The organism is Synechococcus sp. CCY 9618 (genome assembly GCF_019038415.1).
GTDB lineage: Bacteria > Cyanobacteriota > Cyanobacteriia > PCC-6307 > Cyanobiaceae > Cyanobium.
Genome location: NZ_JAFKRG010000054.1, coordinates 1 through 15,247 on the forward strand (window position 1 = coordinate 1; position 15,247 = coordinate 15,247).

The 15,247-nt window shown below is 69.9% G+C and carries 17 protein-coding genes and 2 tRNA genes; 10 read left to right on the top strand and 9 right to left on the bottom strand.

Annotated features, from left to right (window positions below; all coding sequences use genetic code 11):
• Both infB and KUG41_RS14160 read left to right on the top strand, forming a co-directional pair.
• On the top strand, positions 1–2,253 hold a 2,253-nt coding region (infB, locus tag KUG41_RS14155; protein WP_254217315.1), incomplete at its 5' end, for a translation initiation factor IF-2.
• 7 nt (positions 2,254–2,260) lie between these two features.
• Complete coding sequence (locus KUG41_RS14160) at positions 2,261–3,073, top strand: low-complexity tail membrane protein (protein ID WP_254217316.1); 813 nt, start codon at positions 2,261–2,263, stop codon at positions 3,071–3,073.
• On the opposite strand, the gene KUG41_RS14165 is transcribed toward KUG41_RS14160, so the two are convergent.
• Entirely contained in the window at positions 2,990–3,247 is a 258-nt protein-coding gene (locus tag KUG41_RS14165; protein WP_216904864.1) for a DUF3493 domain-containing protein, read from the bottom strand. The genes KUG41_RS14160 and KUG41_RS14165 overlap by 84 nt on opposite strands.
• Before the next feature lie 50 nt (positions 3,248–3,297).
• Here KUG41_RS14165 and KUG41_RS14170 point away from each other — a divergent pair.
• Together KUG41_RS14170 and KUG41_RS14175 are read left to right on the top strand one after the other, a co-directional pair.
• Positions 3,298–3,369 (top strand) — tRNA-Thr (locus KUG41_RS14170).
• A gap of 59 nt (positions 3,370–3,428) precedes the next feature.
• Positions 3,429–3,569, top strand: coding sequence for a hypothetical protein (locus KUG41_RS14175; RefSeq protein WP_216904865.1), 141 nt, complete (start codon positions 3,429–3,431; stop codon positions 3,567–3,569).
• Between the two features lie 248 nt (positions 3,570–3,817).
• Here KUG41_RS14175 and KUG41_RS14180 read toward each other — a convergent pair whose 3' ends face one another.
• The 6 genes from KUG41_RS14180 to KUG41_RS14205 all read right to left on the bottom strand — a co-directional run bounded on the left by KUG41_RS14180 (position 3,818) and on the right by KUG41_RS14205 (position 7,722).
• A complete protein-coding gene (locus KUG41_RS14180; protein ID WP_216904875.1) occupies positions 3,818–4,186 on the bottom strand; it encodes an AbrB family transcriptional regulator in 369 nt (122 codons plus the stop codon).
• Between the two features lie 191 nt (positions 4,187–4,377).
• Entirely contained in the window at positions 4,378–4,623 is a 246-nt protein-coding gene (locus KUG41_RS14185) for a hypothetical protein (protein ID WP_216904866.1), read from the bottom strand.
• 96 nt (positions 4,624–4,719) lie between these two features.
• Positions 4,720–5,016, bottom strand: a complete 297-nt coding sequence (locus KUG41_RS14190; protein WP_254217317.1) for a lactate dehydrogenase — start codon at positions 5,014–5,016, stop codon at positions 4,720–4,722.
• A gap of 419 nt (positions 5,017–5,435) precedes the next feature.
• Positions 5,436–6,425, bottom strand: coding sequence for a tRNA glutamyl-Q(34) synthetase GluQRS (gene gluQRS / locus KUG41_RS14195; protein WP_216904867.1), 990 nt, complete (start codon positions 6,423–6,425; stop codon positions 5,436–5,438).
• 68 nt (positions 6,426–6,493) lie between these two features.
• Positions 6,494–6,769, bottom strand: a complete 276-nt coding sequence (locus KUG41_RS14200; protein ID WP_015110525.1) for an HU family DNA-binding protein — start codon at positions 6,767–6,769, stop codon at positions 6,494–6,496.
• 146 nt (positions 6,770–6,915) lie between these two features.
• A complete protein-coding gene (locus tag KUG41_RS14205; RefSeq protein ID WP_254217318.1) occupies positions 6,916–7,722 on the bottom strand; it encodes an MBL fold metallo-hydrolase in 807 nt (268 codons plus the stop codon).
• A 94-nt stretch (positions 7,723–7,816) separates the two neighbouring features.
• On the opposite strand from KUG41_RS14205, the gene KUG41_RS14210 reads away from it, so the two are divergent.
• Positions 7,817–9,946, top strand: a complete 2,130-nt coding sequence (locus KUG41_RS14210; protein WP_254217319.1) for a glycogen-debranching protein — start codon at positions 7,817–7,819, stop codon at positions 9,944–9,946.
• Here KUG41_RS14210 and KUG41_RS14215 read toward each other — a convergent pair.
• A tRNA-Gly gene (locus KUG41_RS14215) sits at positions 9,901–9,971 on the bottom strand. The two genes, KUG41_RS14210 and KUG41_RS14215, sit on opposite strands and share 46 nt — an antisense overlap.
• 234 nt (positions 9,972–10,205) lie before the next feature.
• On the opposite strand from KUG41_RS14215, the gene KUG41_RS14220 reads away from it, so the two are divergent.
• From KUG41_RS14220 to plsY, 5 genes are read left to right on the top strand one after another with little or no spacing between them, the layout of a single operon-like run.
• Positions 10,206–11,552 carry an MFS transporter gene (locus KUG41_RS14220; RefSeq protein WP_216904868.1) on the top strand — a complete coding sequence of 449 codons (1,347 nt, stop codon included), beginning with the start codon at positions 10,206–10,208 and terminating at the stop codon, positions 11,550–11,552.
• Positions 11,549–12,298 (top strand): ABC transporter permease, encoded by a 750-nt coding sequence (locus KUG41_RS14225; RefSeq protein WP_216904869.1) that lies wholly within the window; start codon positions 11,549–11,551, stop codon positions 12,296–12,298. Before KUG41_RS14220 ends, KUG41_RS14225 begins: the two co-directional genes overlap by 4 nt.
• Entirely contained in the window at positions 12,295–12,723 is a 429-nt protein-coding gene (locus KUG41_RS14230) for a DUF3119 family protein (RefSeq protein ID WP_216904870.1), read from the top strand. The genes KUG41_RS14225 and KUG41_RS14230 overlap by 4 nt, the downstream gene beginning before the upstream one ends.
• A 30-nt stretch (positions 12,724–12,753) precedes the next feature.
• Positions 12,754–13,734 carry a DUF3086 domain-containing protein gene (locus tag KUG41_RS14235; protein WP_216904871.1) on the top strand — a complete coding sequence of 327 codons (981 nt, stop codon included), beginning with the start codon at positions 12,754–12,756 and terminating at the stop codon, positions 13,732–13,734.
• Positions 13,735–13,765: 31 nt separating this feature from the next.
• On the top strand, positions 13,766–14,401 hold the full coding sequence (plsY, locus tag KUG41_RS14240) for a glycerol-3-phosphate 1-O-acyltransferase PlsY (protein ID WP_216904872.1): 636 nt from the start codon (positions 13,766–13,768) through the stop codon (positions 14,399–14,401).
• A gap of 33 nt (positions 14,402–14,434) precedes the next feature.
• Here plsY and proC read toward each other — a convergent pair.
• The coding region (proC, locus tag KUG41_RS14245; protein ID WP_371734163.1) for a pyrroline-5-carboxylate reductase at positions 14,435–15,247 on the bottom strand (813 nt) is incomplete at its 5' end.

Genomic DNA, 15,247 nt, shown 5'->3' on the forward strand with positions numbered 1-15,247 from the left:
GCCCCGCCGCCCCGCCGTCCCGACCGGAGCGAGACCGGTGGCGAGGCCGGTGGCGACACCGACGGCGCCCGCCCCACGGCCACGCCGCCGGCGGCGCCCAGGCGCCCCGGCTTCCGTCCACCCACCCCGGCCGGAGCCCGTGCTCCAGGCGCCCGCCGACCCGACTGGGACGACAGCGCCAAGCTGGAGGCCCTGCGCAGCCGCACGCCTCAGAAACAGCGCCAGAAGGTGCACATCATCGGCGAGAACGATGATGCCCTCACCGCGGAGACCGGTGGCTACGCCGGGGAGCAGGAAGCGATGGTGCTGCAGGCGAGCCTGGCCCGTCCGGCCAGGCCCCGCAGCGCCGGCGGCGCCACCGCCAAGCCCACCGTGGCGGTGCGCAAGCGCAAGAAGGAAACCACCCGCCAGCGCCAGCGTCGCCGTGCCATGGAGCTGCGCGCCTCCCGCGAGGCCAAGGCCCAGCGTCCCGAGATGCTGATCGTGCCGGAGGGCAACCTCACGGTGCAGGAGCTGGCCGACCGGCTCGGGGTCGAGAGCTCCGAGATCATCAAATCCCTCTTCTTCAAGGGAATCATCGCCACTGTCACCCAGACCCTCGATCTGCACACGATCGAGACGGTCTCTGACGAGTTCGGGGTGCCCGTGCTCGAGGATGACGTGGAAGCCGCGGCCAAGAAGACCGTGGAGATGATCGAGGCCAGCGACCTGGCCCACCTGATCCGCCGGCCGCCGGTGGTGACGGTGATGGGTCACGTCGACCACGGCAAGACCAGCCTGCTCGATGCCATCCGCAAGACCCGGGTGGCGGCCGGCGAGGCCGGCGGCATCACCCAGCACATCGGCGCCTACCAGGTGGATGTGCCCCACGGCGACGAGCACCGCAAGATCACCTTCCTCGACACCCCCGGGCACGAAGCGTTCACCGCCATGCGGGCCCGGGGCACCAAGGTCACCGACGTGGCCGTGCTGGTGGTGGCCGCCGATGACGGCGTCCGCCCCCAGACCCTTGAGGCCATCAGCCACGCCCGCGCCGCCGAGGTGCCGATCGTGGTGGCGATCAACAAGATCGACAAGGAGGGCGCCCAGCCCGACCGGGTCAAACAGGAGCTCTCCGGGCTCGAGCTGGTGGCCGAGGACTGGGGCGGTACCACCGTGATGGTGCCGGTGAGCGCCATCAAGGGCGAGAACATCGACAAGCTCCTGGAGATGATCCTGCTGGTCACCGAGGTCGAGGATCTGCAGGCCAACCCCGACCGCATGGCCCGGGGCACCGTGATCGAGGCCCACCTCGACAAGGCCAAGGGTCCGGTGGCCACCCTGCTGATCCAGAACGGCACCCTCAAGGCCGGCGACGTGCTGGCCGCCGGACCGATTCTCGGCAAGGTGCGCGCGATGGTCGACGACACCGGCAAACGGGTCAAGCAAGCCGGTCCCTCGAGCGCCGTCGAGGCCCTCGGCTTCAGCGAGGTGCCCACCGCCGGCGACGAGTTCGAGGTCTACACCGATGAGAAGAGCGCCCGGGCCGTCGTCGGCGACCGGGCCAACGAGGCCCGGGCCACAAGGCTGGCCCAGCAGATGGCTTCCCGCCGGGTGTCCCTGGCCTCCATGTCGGGCCAGGTGAGCGAAGGGGAGCTCAAGGAACTCAACCTCATCCTCAAGGCCGACGTGCAGGGAAGCGTGGAGGCGATCCTCGGATCCCTCGAGCAGCTGCCCCAGGAGGAGGTGCAGGTGCGGGTGCTGCTGTCGGCACCGGGCGAGATCACCGAAACCGACGTGGATCTGGCAGCCGCCTCCGGCGCCGTGATCGTGGGCTTCAACACCTCGATGGCCTCCGGCGCCAAGCGCGCCGCCGATGCCACCGGTGTGGATGTGCGCGACTACGACGTCATCTACAAGCTGCTGGAGGACATCCAGATGGCCATGGAGGGCCTGCTGGAGCCGGAGCTGGTGGAAGAGAACCTGGGCGAAGCGGAAGTGCGGGCCGTGTTCACCATCGGCAAGAGCGCCGTGGCGGGCTGCTACGTCACCAGCGGCAAGCTGCAGCGCAACTGCCGCATCCGGGTGCACCGGGGCAAGGAGCTCGTCTACGAGGGCGACCTCGACTCTCTGCGTCGCAACAAGGACGACGTCAAGGAGGTGGCCACCGGCTTCGAGTGCGGCATCGGCTGCGACCGCTTCACCGGCTGGCAGGAGAAGGATCGGGTCGAGGCGTTCAAGCTGGTCACCCAGCGCAGGACCCTGAGCACCTGATCCCGTGATGCCGCGCAGCGAGCCTCTGCTCTGGCTCCAGCTGATCGGCCTGGGGGTGCTCCCCCTGGAGTCTCTGCTGCTGCTGTTGGTGCTGGCGGGGAGCGACCCCGGGCCCCTGCCGGGACTCGAGCGCGTCCTGTGCTGGTCGATCGGCGCCCTGGCGCCGGCCCTGCTGCTGGCCCGGCGACCGGCCGATGTCTGGTCCCTGCTGCTGCTCACAACGCCCCTGCGGGGTCGTCGTGAGCAGCAGCGGCGCCTGAGTCGCCTGCAGGTGACGCCGGGTCTGAGGGTGGCACTGGCCGCCGGTGCCGCCCTGGCCCTGCCCCTGCTGTGGTGGGTCGATCGCCATGCCGCCGTGGCGACGCCCCTGACGCCCTTCGACTCCGTTCCCCGGCTGGTGGCCCTGCTGCTGGCCGCCCTGCTGCTGGCCGTGATGCTGTGGCAGTGGCAGCAGCTGATCCAGTCGCTCTGGCTGCTCAGCCGCAGTCCCGAGGCCGTGGCCGGAGCCCAGCCCCTCTCCCAGGCGGAGCTGGAGCAGCAACGCCTCTGCCTGGGGCTGCCTCTGCTGCTGCCGGATCCACTGCTGCCGGATCCGCCGCAACCGGAAGGGCCATCGCAGCCGCAGGGACCTGCCCAACCCCTCGAGCCCGTCCAACCTGTCAGCCCCGGCACCAGCACCGGCGACACCACCGAAGGGGCTGATCAAGAGGCCGACGAAGCCGCGGAGGGCAGCGCGTCAGCCGTTGCTCCGGTTGCGGTCGAACCAGAGCAGCCCGCCGAAGAGAGCGAGAGCACCGACCTGAATCAGCAGATCCCCTGAGGTCACCTCCCCCCCAGCGGAGAGCCTGAGGCCCATGGTGGCCAGGCCCAGACCGGCGGAGGCCACCAGGGCCAGCCAGATGGCCCGGCGGAGCCCACGCCAGGGGGTTTTCGCCTCGACCAGCAACCGCCGGCGCAGCTCCGGATCCAGGGATCGCTTCGGGTCGGATCCCATCGAGACGCAGCGGAGCGGGCGGTCAGGTGAATGCTAGTTTCTTGCCCGATGCCGGTGTAGCTCAGGGGTAGAGCAACTGATTCGTAATCAGTAGGTCGTCGGTTCAAATCCGATCACCGGCTTCCGGGGTCAACTCCCGGGGTCAACTCCCGTGGTCACCCCAGCCCGGGAGGCTCCAGGCATGGACGACTTGAACGGCCGCCACGACCGTCTGGTGGCCACCCATCGGGGCACGCTCTGCCGGGGCGCCGAACGACTGCTGGGGAAGTCGGTCTGGTCGTTTGCCACCACGGCCGTGCTGCACGGTGCCAACGGAGCCTGACCGGGTGGTCCCGGTGGCAGAGCCGGGTCGCTGGATCGAGCACCTGGGGCCTGGCCTGGACGGCTTCGTCCATCTGGGCCAGCAGGGAGTCGTCCGAATAACCCGACACCTGCCGGTGGTCGTGAACTGGGGAGATCGGGTGACGGCGTTTCTGGTGTCCTGTGAACGACTGCGCCCCATCAGGCCATTGAAACCTCCATCCCAGGAATCCCGCTGAACCTGCCACCCGCATGGCAGGGGCGTCGTTCTCAGTCGTCGTCTTCGGAAGAACCGGCGGGGATCAGACGGATCTGCTTACGGCCCAGCTTGATCTCGAACTCATCGCCAGGTTGCAGATCCAGCATGGCGGTGTAGGCCTTGCCCACCAGAAGATTGCCGTTGCCCTGAACGGTGGCCACGTAGCTGAGTTTGCGACCTCCCTTCGAGGCACCTTTGCCACCGCCCTCACCCAGGCTGACGCCCTTGGCTTCCAGCAGAGCCTCATAAAAGGCCGTGAAATTCAGCCGCTCCGCGCCATCCTTCTTGGTGCTGACGTAGCCGCAGCTTCGCACCAGATCGGACTTCGAGACATCGCCCAGCTCCTTGACCTTGGCCAGGAGATCAGATCCGGTGAGCATTGGAATCGCAGGAGACCTTTCGAAGCCCACAATAACGGTCTGGGAGCTTGTCGTCATTGGGGGATGTGCCCACATCCCCAAAGTCAGGCGCATCGCTTCACCTGCCCCTGGCTGATGCCGTCAAGGGCCGATCTCATCAAAGCTTCCCGGAGGCTGAAGGACGGAGCAGAAGAGCTGGTCCTGACGGCCCTTTATTCGACCTTCACAACATCAAAGCCGTCGCTGCCGAGACGGTTGAGCTCTCCGGCGGCACGGAGCGCGGCCTCGTGGGTGTGGAAGAGATAGGCCGCCGCCGGGTCGCTCACATCCTCCAGTCCCTGGTCGGCGGGGCGGATGGAGACGAAGGCCCCGTTGGAGAGACGCTTCAGCACATAGCGCTCGGCCTGGGTGCACTCCAGCGGATGGGCCGGGTCGATCTCGGGTGCCCAGAAATGCATCACAGGCCCTGTGAGTGTTTCTTCTGACCTACTCCAGCGCAATGACCGCCGGGGAGTCCCCGCCACATGTCGTTGCATCCCGCTCTTGCCGGGGATTCATGTCTGGTTGCCGCCGAAATCATCGTCATAGCCCTGGTAGGGATCGAATTCGCTCCAGCCAGGACTGGCGTTCTGCAGCAGCCCGTAACGGGCATCCACATCGTCCATCAGCGTCCCGCCGGTGGGAACCGTGTCGCAGGAGATGGACCCGTCCGTGCCCGTGACGCAGTTCTCGAACTGCACCCCCGCCAGGACCCGGCCCGGGCCGCTGGCCATCAGGGCGAGAAAGAGACAGCCGCCCGCCAGTGACGCTCCCCATCGGAAGCCGGCAGGGGGGTGCGGATCGACAGCCATCACCGGGGGAGCATCTGCTGGGATGATGGCATCGCTTCAAACCTCCGAGCCATGTACACCGACTGGACCGCCGTGATCCTGCTGCTGCTCACGGCGGCCCCCCTGGCGGCGGTGGTGGCCACCACCGCCTTCTTCATCTGGCGGCAGAAGCGGAAGTCGCGCTGACGAGGCGGAAGAAGATCCCGTCGTCGGCCACGGGCAGGACGTGGCCCTGGCCGAGGCAGTCAAGGCAGGTGCGGTAACGCTGATCATCGATCCGCAGCAGGCCGCTGCCACCGCACTGGGGACATCGGGACGAGGCGAGGGATTGGGCCCGGTTATCGGCAGGGGAAACCTGAGGGGACATGGGAGCGCCGCTGGGGCCTGTGCTGATGTCCACACTGTGCCGGGCTTTGCCTCCCCCGATCCCGAAACCTTCCTTAAGCCTTTTCCCGGATGCGGCGCTCCTGCTGCAGCCACCGATCCAGGCCCTGGGAGGAAAGGTCGGCCAGCAGCTCCCCGGCACTCAGACGGCTGCCCGCCGGCACCATGCCCAGGCTGGCCGCCAGCAGGCCGATCACCCCGGCAGCGTCCTCGCCCCGATCCCGCAGTCCTGCCAGCCCCTCGGCCCCGTGACGCTTGCTCAGCCGCTCCCCCTGGGCGTCCCGCCACAGGGGCACATGGGCGTAGCTGGGCGGCGGGGCGCCCAAGGCGGCCATCACCGCCACCTGGGCCCCGGTGGAGGACCAGAGGTCGTCTCCCCGCACCACGTCGCTGATGCCCATCAGCAGCTCATCCACGGCGGTGGCCAGGTGGTAGGCCACCAGCCCGTCGGCCCGGCGCAGCGCCACGTCCCCGACGGTGCTGGGGCCGTCCTGACAGCCGGTCGACCCGCAGCGCTCCCGCCAGCGGATCACCCCCTCCCCCAGGCGCAGGCGCCAGCTGGGCAGACGGCCCGCCTCCGGTCCCCAGCGGGGTGGCCGTTCCCGGCAGAACCCCGGATAGACCGCCAGGGCCCCGTGGGGCGCCGACACGTCCGCCAGCAGCCTGCGGCTGCAGCGGCAGGGGTAGAGCCATCCGGCCCGTCTCAGGGCTGAAAGGAGGCTGGCGTAGAGGCCCCGATGGTCGCTCTGGCGCAGCGGCGGGCCGTCCCAGTCCAGGCCGAGCCAGCGAAGGTCATGGAGGATCGAGGCCTCGGCCCCCGGCCGGTTGCGGGGACCGTCGAGGTCGTCGATGCGCAGCAGCCATTCCCCGCCCCGAAGCCGGGCCTCCAGCCAGCTGACGAGGGCGGTGCGGAGGTTGCCCCGGTGCAACGGGCCGGTGGGGGAAGGGGCGAAACGGGTCCTGTACCCCTGGCCCCGCTGGCGCAGCCCGGCCTCGAGCCGGGCCTGGAGATGGCGGGGCAGCCGCGGCGTCTGAGCAGGAACCATGGCGGCATGGCGGCAATGAAAAAGCGGCCCCGAGGGGGCCGCTGCCATGGTCGGATGGAAGGGGCGGATCAGCCCTGCACCTTGTCCTTGAAGAGCTTGCCGGCGGTGAAGGCAGGCACGCGCTTGGCGGGGATCTTGATCTTTTCGCCGGTCTTGGGATTCAGGCCCTGGCGGGCGGAGCGCTCCCGGGGCTCGAAGGAGCCGAAGCCGAGGATGGAGACCTTTTTGCCCTCCACCACGGAATCGACGATGGTTTCGATGGCGGCATCGACGACGAGGGACACGTCGGTCTTGGTGAGCTCCGTGCGGGCGGCCACGATGTTGACGAGATCAGCTTTGTTCATTGTTCGGGGAAGCCTCCGGATGGGTGGCGATGGCGGGGTTCGGGACGTCGGATGGATGAGGCGAAGCGAAGGTCGCCGACCGCCCGTTGCGTGCAGCGCGCCAATCGTATGGGTCCCGGGGCAGGGCCGCAACATCGAAAGTCCACTCATGACAGCGGTTTGGGGGCCATGGCCCCCCCGGCCGGGGCCACGCCGGTAGCCCAGGCGACCCCGGAGCTCCCCCCGGGGGGCTGCAGGGCCAGCGCCTCCAGATCCAGGCCGGCCAGCTGCAGGGCGCCCTGCTCGACCAGCTTCGGGCCCCGCAGGGCGCCGAGTCCGGCGCCGCTGGCGATCCAGCCGGGAGAACCGGCCGGCAGCCAGCGGCGCAGGTGCTCCAGGCTGCGCAGCTGGCGCCCCCAGTGGAAGGTGCCCCGCAGGCGCAGGGGGGCCAGGCGGGCCGGCGCCACGGGCACCAGCAGCCGACCGCAGAACAGTCCGTCCTGGCCGGCCGCCGCCGCCGCCGGGCCGACGTGGACCACGCAGGCCCCGGGGGAAGGTCCCGGTGTCCACAGCAACCGCAGCCCCTGCCCCAGCCGGTGTTCGGCGGCGAAGCTGTGCAGGGGCTCCACGCCCGGCAGCAGATAGGCCTCCTGCTCCTGCACCAGCACCGGCCAGCCCAGGGCCTGCTGCAGGCGCCGGCAGCGGCCATGGCCGCCGCGGCCGGTGAGCACGATCCAGGCCGGCGGCGACCCAGCCAGGCCCCCACCCCGCCAGGCACGGGCGGCCAGGAAACGCAGGTTGGCCCCGGTGTAGGCCGGACAGTCGATGAGCAGATCGGCCTCGGCGGTCACCAGAAGCCAGGCGCTGCCCCCCTGGCTCTCCCGGCTGGGGGCGAAGAGCCACAGGCCGGGGCGCACCGGCTGGGGTGGACGGCCTTCCTCGGAAGGCAGCAATGCGGCATCGGAACTGGCCATGGCTCCATTGAACCCCCGTCACCGCGCCCGTCACCACGTCCGTCACCGCGTCCGGAGGCCCGACGTACCCTGGACGGACCCCCTGGCCAGTGACTTGTCGGCGACCCGGATCGGACATCCCTGGCCACTGGGGGCCTGCGTGACCCGTCGGGGCGTGAACTTCTCCGTGGTGGCGCCTCTGGCCACCCGCGTCGAACTGCTTCTGTTTGCCAGTGGCGCCGCCCGGGAGCCGCGCGAGGTGATCGAACTCGACCATCGCCACCGTTCCGGTGAGCACTGGCACGTGGAGGTCGAGGGGCTGGGCCTCGGTGCCTGTTACGGCTACCGGGTGTTCGGCCCCCTCCAGCCCGGCAGCCACGGGTTCAATCCCTCGAAGGTGCTGCTCGATCCCTGCGCCCGGGCGATCACCGGCTGGGACGTCTACCGGCGGGGCAGTGCCATCGGGGCGATCCCCAACACCTCCACCTGCCTGAAGGGGGTGGTCACCGAGCGTGACCGGTTCGACTTCGACGCCGCCCCCCGGCCCCGCCATCCGTGGCAGAAGAGCGTGATCTACGAGCTGCATGTGGGCGGCTTCACCCGGGGCAGCGGCTGCCCGGTGCCGGCGGAGCGGCAGGGCACCCTGCTGGGGCTGATCGACACCCTGCCCTACCTCCAGGAGATGGGGGTGACGGCCATCGAGCTGCTGCCGGTGATGGCCTTCGATCCCCAGGATGCTCCGGCCGGGCGGCTCAACCACTGGGGTTACAGCCCCGTGAGCTGGATGGCACCGCACCCGGCCTACCTGATGGACCCCGACCCCCTGCGGGGACGCCAGGAGGTGCGCGAACTGGTGACCGCCTGCCATCAGGCCGGCCTGGAGGTGCTGCTCGACGTGGTCTACAACCACACCAGTGAAGGCAACCAGGAGGGTCCCACTCTGAGCTGGCGCGGGTTCTGCGACCCCCTCTACTACCACCAGACCGCCAGGGGCGATTACCTCGACGTCAGCGGCTGCGGCAACACGATCGCCGCCAACCGGCCCCTGGTGCGGCGCCTGATCCTGGAGTCCCTGCGGTGCTGGAGCACGGAACTGGGCATCGACGGCTTCCGCTTCGACCTCGGCATCGCCCTCACCCGCGGCGAGGAGCTGGCCCCCCTCGATGCTCCGCCCCTGTTCGAGGAGATGGAGGCGGATCCGGATCTGAGCGATCTGAAGGTGGTGAGCGAACCCTGGGACTGCGGCGGCCTCTACCGGCTCGCCGACTTCCCCGCCCGGCGGGTGGCAAGCTGGAACGGCCGCTTCCGCGATGACCTGCGGCGATTCTGGAAAGGGGACGACCGCACCGTCTGGAGCCTCAGCCAGAGGCTCTCAGGCAACCCGGACCTGTTCAACGGCCAGCCCGCCCCGGTGGGACGAACGATCAACTTTCTCACCGCCCACGACGGTTTCACCCTGGCGGACCTGGTCAGCTTCGATCGCAAGCACAACCTGGCCAACGGGGAGAACGATCGGGACGGGGACAACCACAACAACAGCTGGAACCATGGCGTGGAGGGTCCCTGCGCCGATCCGGCCGTGAACGCGCTGCGGGAGCGCCAGCTGCGCAACCTGCTCGCCTCCCTGCTGCTGGCCCCCGGGGTGCCGATGCTGCTGATGGGCGATGAGGTGCGCCGCAGCCAGGGGGGAAACAACAACACCTGGTGCCAGGACAACCCCCTGGGGTGGATGCACTGGACGCCCGACGAGGACGACCTGGCCCTGCGGCGGTTTCTCAGGCGCCTGATCCAGCTGCGTCAGCGACTGGCCCCCCTGCTCAACCAGGACCTGCCCCCGGCCTTGATCGGACCGGCCGGAGGCGGTGACAGCGGTCCTTTCTGGCGGGAATGGCACGGCCTCGAGCTGGGCAAGCCGGACTGGGCCAGCTGGTCCCACTGCCTGGCCTGGAGCCTCCATGACGCCGATCGCGGGCCGCTGATCTGGTGCGGCATGAATGCGTACTACCAGCCGATGCACTTCGCGCTGCCGGCCCAGCCCGGAGGCTGGAGGCGGGCCATCGACACGGCCCTGCCGGGCGATCACGCCATGCCGGCCAGGCCCGAGCCGTGGCTGCCACAGACCGCTCCCCTGGAAAGCCGCAGCCTGATGGTGCTCGTGGCAACCTCCCTGCTGGAGACCACGGAGGTCGCGGGGAAGAAAGCGGGCGGCGGGAATCGAACCCGCATCATCAGCTTGGAAGGCTGAGGTTTTACCACTAAACTACGCCCGCATCAGTACAGATCTACTGGCGGACCGGCGGGCACCGGCTGCAGCATTATGACCTGCACCGGACACCACTCACCGGCGGTCTCGCCTCGAATGACGAGTCCCGGATGACCTGCCCCAGAGCCCTCCAGGTTTGACCTCCCTGCCCCCTTCGATCCCGCCGCCTCCCTCACCACCCTCCGTAGCGGAGGCCCCGACGGGGGTGAGGGACTCGGCCGACCTGGGGCCCGGGCCAAGAATGAGAGTGCTGCTCGCCTACGGGATGGGGGATGCCGGCACCGGAATGGCCGCCTCCCTGATCGGTTTCTATCTGTTCATCTTCTACACCTCCGCAGCGGGCCTTCCGGCCTGGATGGCGGGACTGGTGCTGATGGTGGCCCGGCTGTGGGATGCCATCAACGATCCGGTCGTGGGCTGGCTCAGCGACAAGACCCGCACCCCCTGGGGCCCCCGGCTGCCCTGGATCCTGGGCAGCGCCATCCCCCTGGGCTTCGCCATGGCCCTGATGTGGTGGCTGCCGCCGGGGGGGCCCTGGGTGAAGTTCGCCATCTTCGTGGCCATCTCCGTGGTGGCCAACAGCCTCTACACCTGCGTCAACCTGCCCTACTCGGCCCTGGCGGCTGAACTGACCACCAGCGTCCATCTGCGCACCCGGTTGAACAGCGCCCGCTTCACCGGTTCGATCATCGCCGGCCTGGTGGGCATCGTGCTGGGGGGCCTGCTGCTGCGGGATCTCCAGAACGCCGCCAGCTACATGAAGGTGGGGATCATCTCCGGGGTTCTGATCAGCACCACCACCCTGATCTGCGGCTGGGGGATCGCCCCGGCCGCCCGCCACTGCCAGCGTCCCTCCAGCCAGCGGGGCTCCACCCGGCGGCTGCTGGCCCGGGTGGGCAGCAACGGGCGGTTCCTCATGGTGCTGGGCCTCTACCTGCTGCTCTGGTGCGCCCTGCAGATCATGCAGACCGCGGCTCTGATCTATCTGCCGGTGGTGATGCGGCTTCCGGATGGCTGGAGCAACTGGATCCTGCTGCCCTTCCAGGTCAGCACCCTGGTGGGCCTCCAGGTCTGGACCGGCTTCGCCCGCCGTCGTGGCCGCCTTCCCGCCCTGCACTGGGGCACCTCCCTCTGGATCGTCGGCTGCCTGCTGGCCATGGTGCTGATGCCGCTGGACAGTGCCATATCCCCCACCGGCTCCGCGGGCAATCTGCTGCGCCTTTCCATGCTGGTGGGAACGATCGTGGTCGTGGGCCTCGGGGCCTCGACCGCCTACCTGATTCCCTGGGCGCTGCTCCCCGATGCCATCGACGCCGATCCTGAAAAACCCGCGGGCCTCTACAGCGCCTGGATGGTGTTCACCCAGAAGATCTGCATCAGCCTGGCCCTGTTCTTCTTCGGCAACCTGATGAGCCTCAGCGGATATCAGGCGGCGCGGGGCATCCTTCAACCTGATGGTGCCCTGCTGGCCATCCGCATGTGCATGGGCCTGATCCCTGCTCTGCTGGTGGTCCTGGGGCTGGTGGTGATCCGCCGCTGGCCGGAACGGGGCCTCCACCACGGCGCCCTGCCGGATCCGCAGCCATGAAGGCTCCCCGGTGGGTGTGGCGCCTCGGCGCCAGCATGATGATCGGAGGCCAGGCGGTCAGTGCCATCGCCCGGGGCCGCATCGGCAAGGTCGACCTGATCCAGGAGCTGCTCGAGGCGGGCCCCGGCAGCTTCCTGATCGTGTTCATCACGGCGCTGGCGGCCGGCACCGTCTTCAACATCCAGGTGGCGGCGGAACTCTCCAAACAGGGAGCCAGCGCCGCCGTCGGAGGATTGCTGGCCCTGGGCCTCTCGCGGGAGATCGCGCCCCTGCTCACCGCCACCCTGCTCACCGGCAAGGTGGCCACGGCCTACGCCGCCCAGCTGGGGACGATGAAGGTGACGGAGCAGATCGACGCCATCACCATGCTGCGCACCGACCCGGTGGAATACCTGGTGGTGCCGCGGGTGGTGGCCATGGTGGTGATGGCACCGGTGCAGTGTCTGCTGTTCTTCTGGATGGCGATCTGGTCGGGCCAGGTGAGCAGCACCCTGCTCTACAGCATTCCGCCCACGGTCTTCTGGAACTCGGTGCGGATCTGGATGGATCCCGATGACCTGCCCTCGATGCTGCTCAAGGCGGTGGTGTTCGGGCTGATGATCGCGGTGATCGCCTGCGGCTGGGGCCTGACCACCCGCGGCGGCCCCAAGGAGGTGGGCGCCAGCACCACCGGTGCCGTGGTCATGATTCTGGTCAGCGTCGCCCTTGTGGACGTGGTCCTCACCCAGCTGCTGTTCGGAAAATGACTCCCGCCCCGACCCCGCCCCCCGCCAGCGCCGACGAGGTGGTGCTCACCCCCCGGTTCTGGGTGCCCCTGGGGGTGCTGGTGCTGGCGGCGGCTGTTCTGGCCCTGCGGCCCTTCTGGGGAGGCCTGGTGTGGCCGGCTCTGGTGATGGGGGTGCTGGGGCTGTTCCTGCTGCTGCAGACGGCCCTGCTGCGCCTGCGCTTCGCCCCGGAGGCCCTGCTGGTGGCCCGGCGCGAGACCGTGATCCGCTCCTTCCCCTACAAGGCCTGGATCAGCTGGCGGGTCTGGTGGCCGGCCCTGCCGGTGCTGTTCTATTTCCGGGAGGAGAAGAGCATCCACCTGTTGCCCATGCTGTTCGACGCGACGGCCCTGCGGGAGGAGCTGGAGCGCCGGCTGCCGTCCCCCGCCTCTGCCGACGCCGCCTGAGTTACCCGCCGCCTCGATTCCCCAGCTGCCATGAGCGACCGACCCGAACCGCCCACCCCCACCCCTGAGGCAACCGGCCCGGATCCTGCGGCGTCCGGCGCCCCAGCTGTGGTTGCCCCGCAGCCGCAGCAGCCGGAGCAGGGCCGCCAAGGGCTGCTGGAGCTGGCCCTGCGGGAGCTGCAGGAGCGCCGGGCCGAGCTGCTGGGGGAGATCGCCCAGCTCGAGGACCGCCGGGAGCAGATCCGCCAGGAGATCAACAGCAGCTTCGCCGGCCAGTCGGACGCGATCGCGCGCCGGCTCAAGGGCTTCCAGGAGTACCTGGTGGGGGCGCTGCAGGATCTGGCGGCCGCAGCGGAACAGATGGAACTGGTGGTCCAGCCGATGGTGGTGCAGCCCTCCCCCCTCGACCAGAGGCCGGTGGCCGAAACGGAGGGCGCCGTCGCCGCCACCGGGGCCCCGGCCGCTGCCGGGCTGTTCAGCGGCGACGCGGACCTGATCCGGGAGCGGCTGGAGCGGTTCGGCGGCCAGCCCGACTTCTATGCCGATCCCTGGAAGCTGCGCCGCACCCTGGAGCCCTCCGCCGCGGCCCGGCTGGACGACTGGTTTCTGTCCCAGGGGGGACGGGGCGCCCAGCCGAGCGGCGGCAGCCGCAGCCGCAACGCCCTGGCGGCGGCGGCGGCGATCGCCGTCCTGGGGGAGCTCTACGGCGAGCGTTTCCAGACCCTGGTGCTGGCCAGCCAGCCGGAGCGGCTGGGTGAATGGCGCCGCGGGCTGCAGGACTGCCTGGGGCTCAGCCGCGATGACTTCGGCCCCGCCAGCGGCATCGTGCTGTTCGAGCGCCCCGACGCCCTGATCGAACGGGCCGACCGGCTCGAGGAGAGGGGGGAACTGCCCTTCATCGTCATCGACGCGGCAGAACAGGTGATCGAGATCCCGATTCTGCAGTTCCCCCTCTGGCTGGCCTTCGCTCCCGGTCCGGGCGAGATCGAGGCTGAAGCCGATCTCTACTGACCGGACTGCTCCCCCTTTCCGTCCTCTCGCCATGGTCCTGCTCCCCGATCTGCTTGTGCTGCTGGCGGGCTACCTGCTGGGCTCGATTCCCTGCGGCTGGCTGGCGGGTCGCTGGCTGGCCGGCCTTGACCTGCGCCAGGAGGGCTCCGGCTCCACCGGCGCCACCAACGTGCTGCGGGTGCTGGGGAAGGGACCCGCCCTGGGGGTGTTCCTGCTCGACGTGCTGAAGGGGACCGCTGCCGTGCTGCTGGCCAAGGCCGTGCTCCAGCCCATCGGCTTCAGCAGCAGCAGCGACGGGTGGGTGGTGGCGGCGGGCCTGGCGGCCCTGGCGGGCCACATCTGGCCGATCTGGCTGGGCTGGAAGGGCGGCAAGGCGGTGGCCACCGGCCTGGGGATGCTGCTGGGCCTGACCTGGCCGGTGGGTCTGGCCTGCTTCGGCATCTTCCTGACCGTGCTCAGCCTCAGCCGCATCGTCTCCCTCTCGAGCGTGGTTGCGGCCCTGGCCCTGCCCCTGCTGATGCTGGGCTCCTTCGGCGCCACCGGCCTGCGGCCGGCCTATCTGGCCCTGGCCCTGCTCACCACCGTGCTGGTGGTCTGGCGGCATCGCAGCAACCTGAAGCGGCTGATGGCCGGCAACGAACCGAGGCTGGGGGCGAAAAACCCCTGAGCTCAGAAGGGGCACGGCGCCAGCGCAGGGGCATCAGGCCAGCTGCCGGCTGCGCTCCGCCGCGGCCAGCACCGCTTCGATCAGGGCCGAACGCACACCGGCCCGCTCCAGCTCCCGCAGGCCGGCGGCCGTGGTGCCGGCGGGGCTGGTCACCATGTCCTTGAGCTGGCCGGGGTGCAGTTCCCGGCCGTGGAGCAGCGCCGCCGTGCCCGCCAGGGTGCGGTGGGCCAGATGCTGGGCCAGGGTCCGGGGCAGGCCCGCGGCCACCGCCCCATCGGCCATGGATTCGGCCACCAGCGCCAGGAAAGCCGGGCCAGAGGAGGTCAGGGCCAGGAAGGGATCAAGCTGGGGCTCGGGCAGGTGCAGCACCTCCCCCACCTGGGCAAACAGCTGGTGCACCTGCTCCTGCTGGCCATCGCCGACGCCCTCACCCCAGCTGAGGCCCGTCAGGCCGGCCTTCACCAGAGCCGGGGTGTTGGGCACGGCCCGCACGCAGGCCCGGCCGGGGAACAGGGCCTCCAGGCGACGCAGGGGCACCCCCGCCAGCACGGAGATCAGCAGGGGCTGGGTGCCTGGGGGCGTGGCCTCCCGGGCTTCCGCCAGTGCCTTCGCCGCCGGGGCCGCCACCGACTCGATCTGCTGGGGTTTGACTGCCAGCAGCACGACGGGAGCGGCCCAGGCCCTGGCGGGGTCGGTGCTGACCTGGATGTCCAGCTCTTGCGCAAGACGCAGGGCGGAAGCTTCGCTGGCCACGGCCGCCCTGACCGCAGAGCGTTCGATCAGGCCTTCCTCCAGCAACGGCACCAGCAGGGCCTGGGCCATGCGGCCCAGGCCCACCACGCCCAA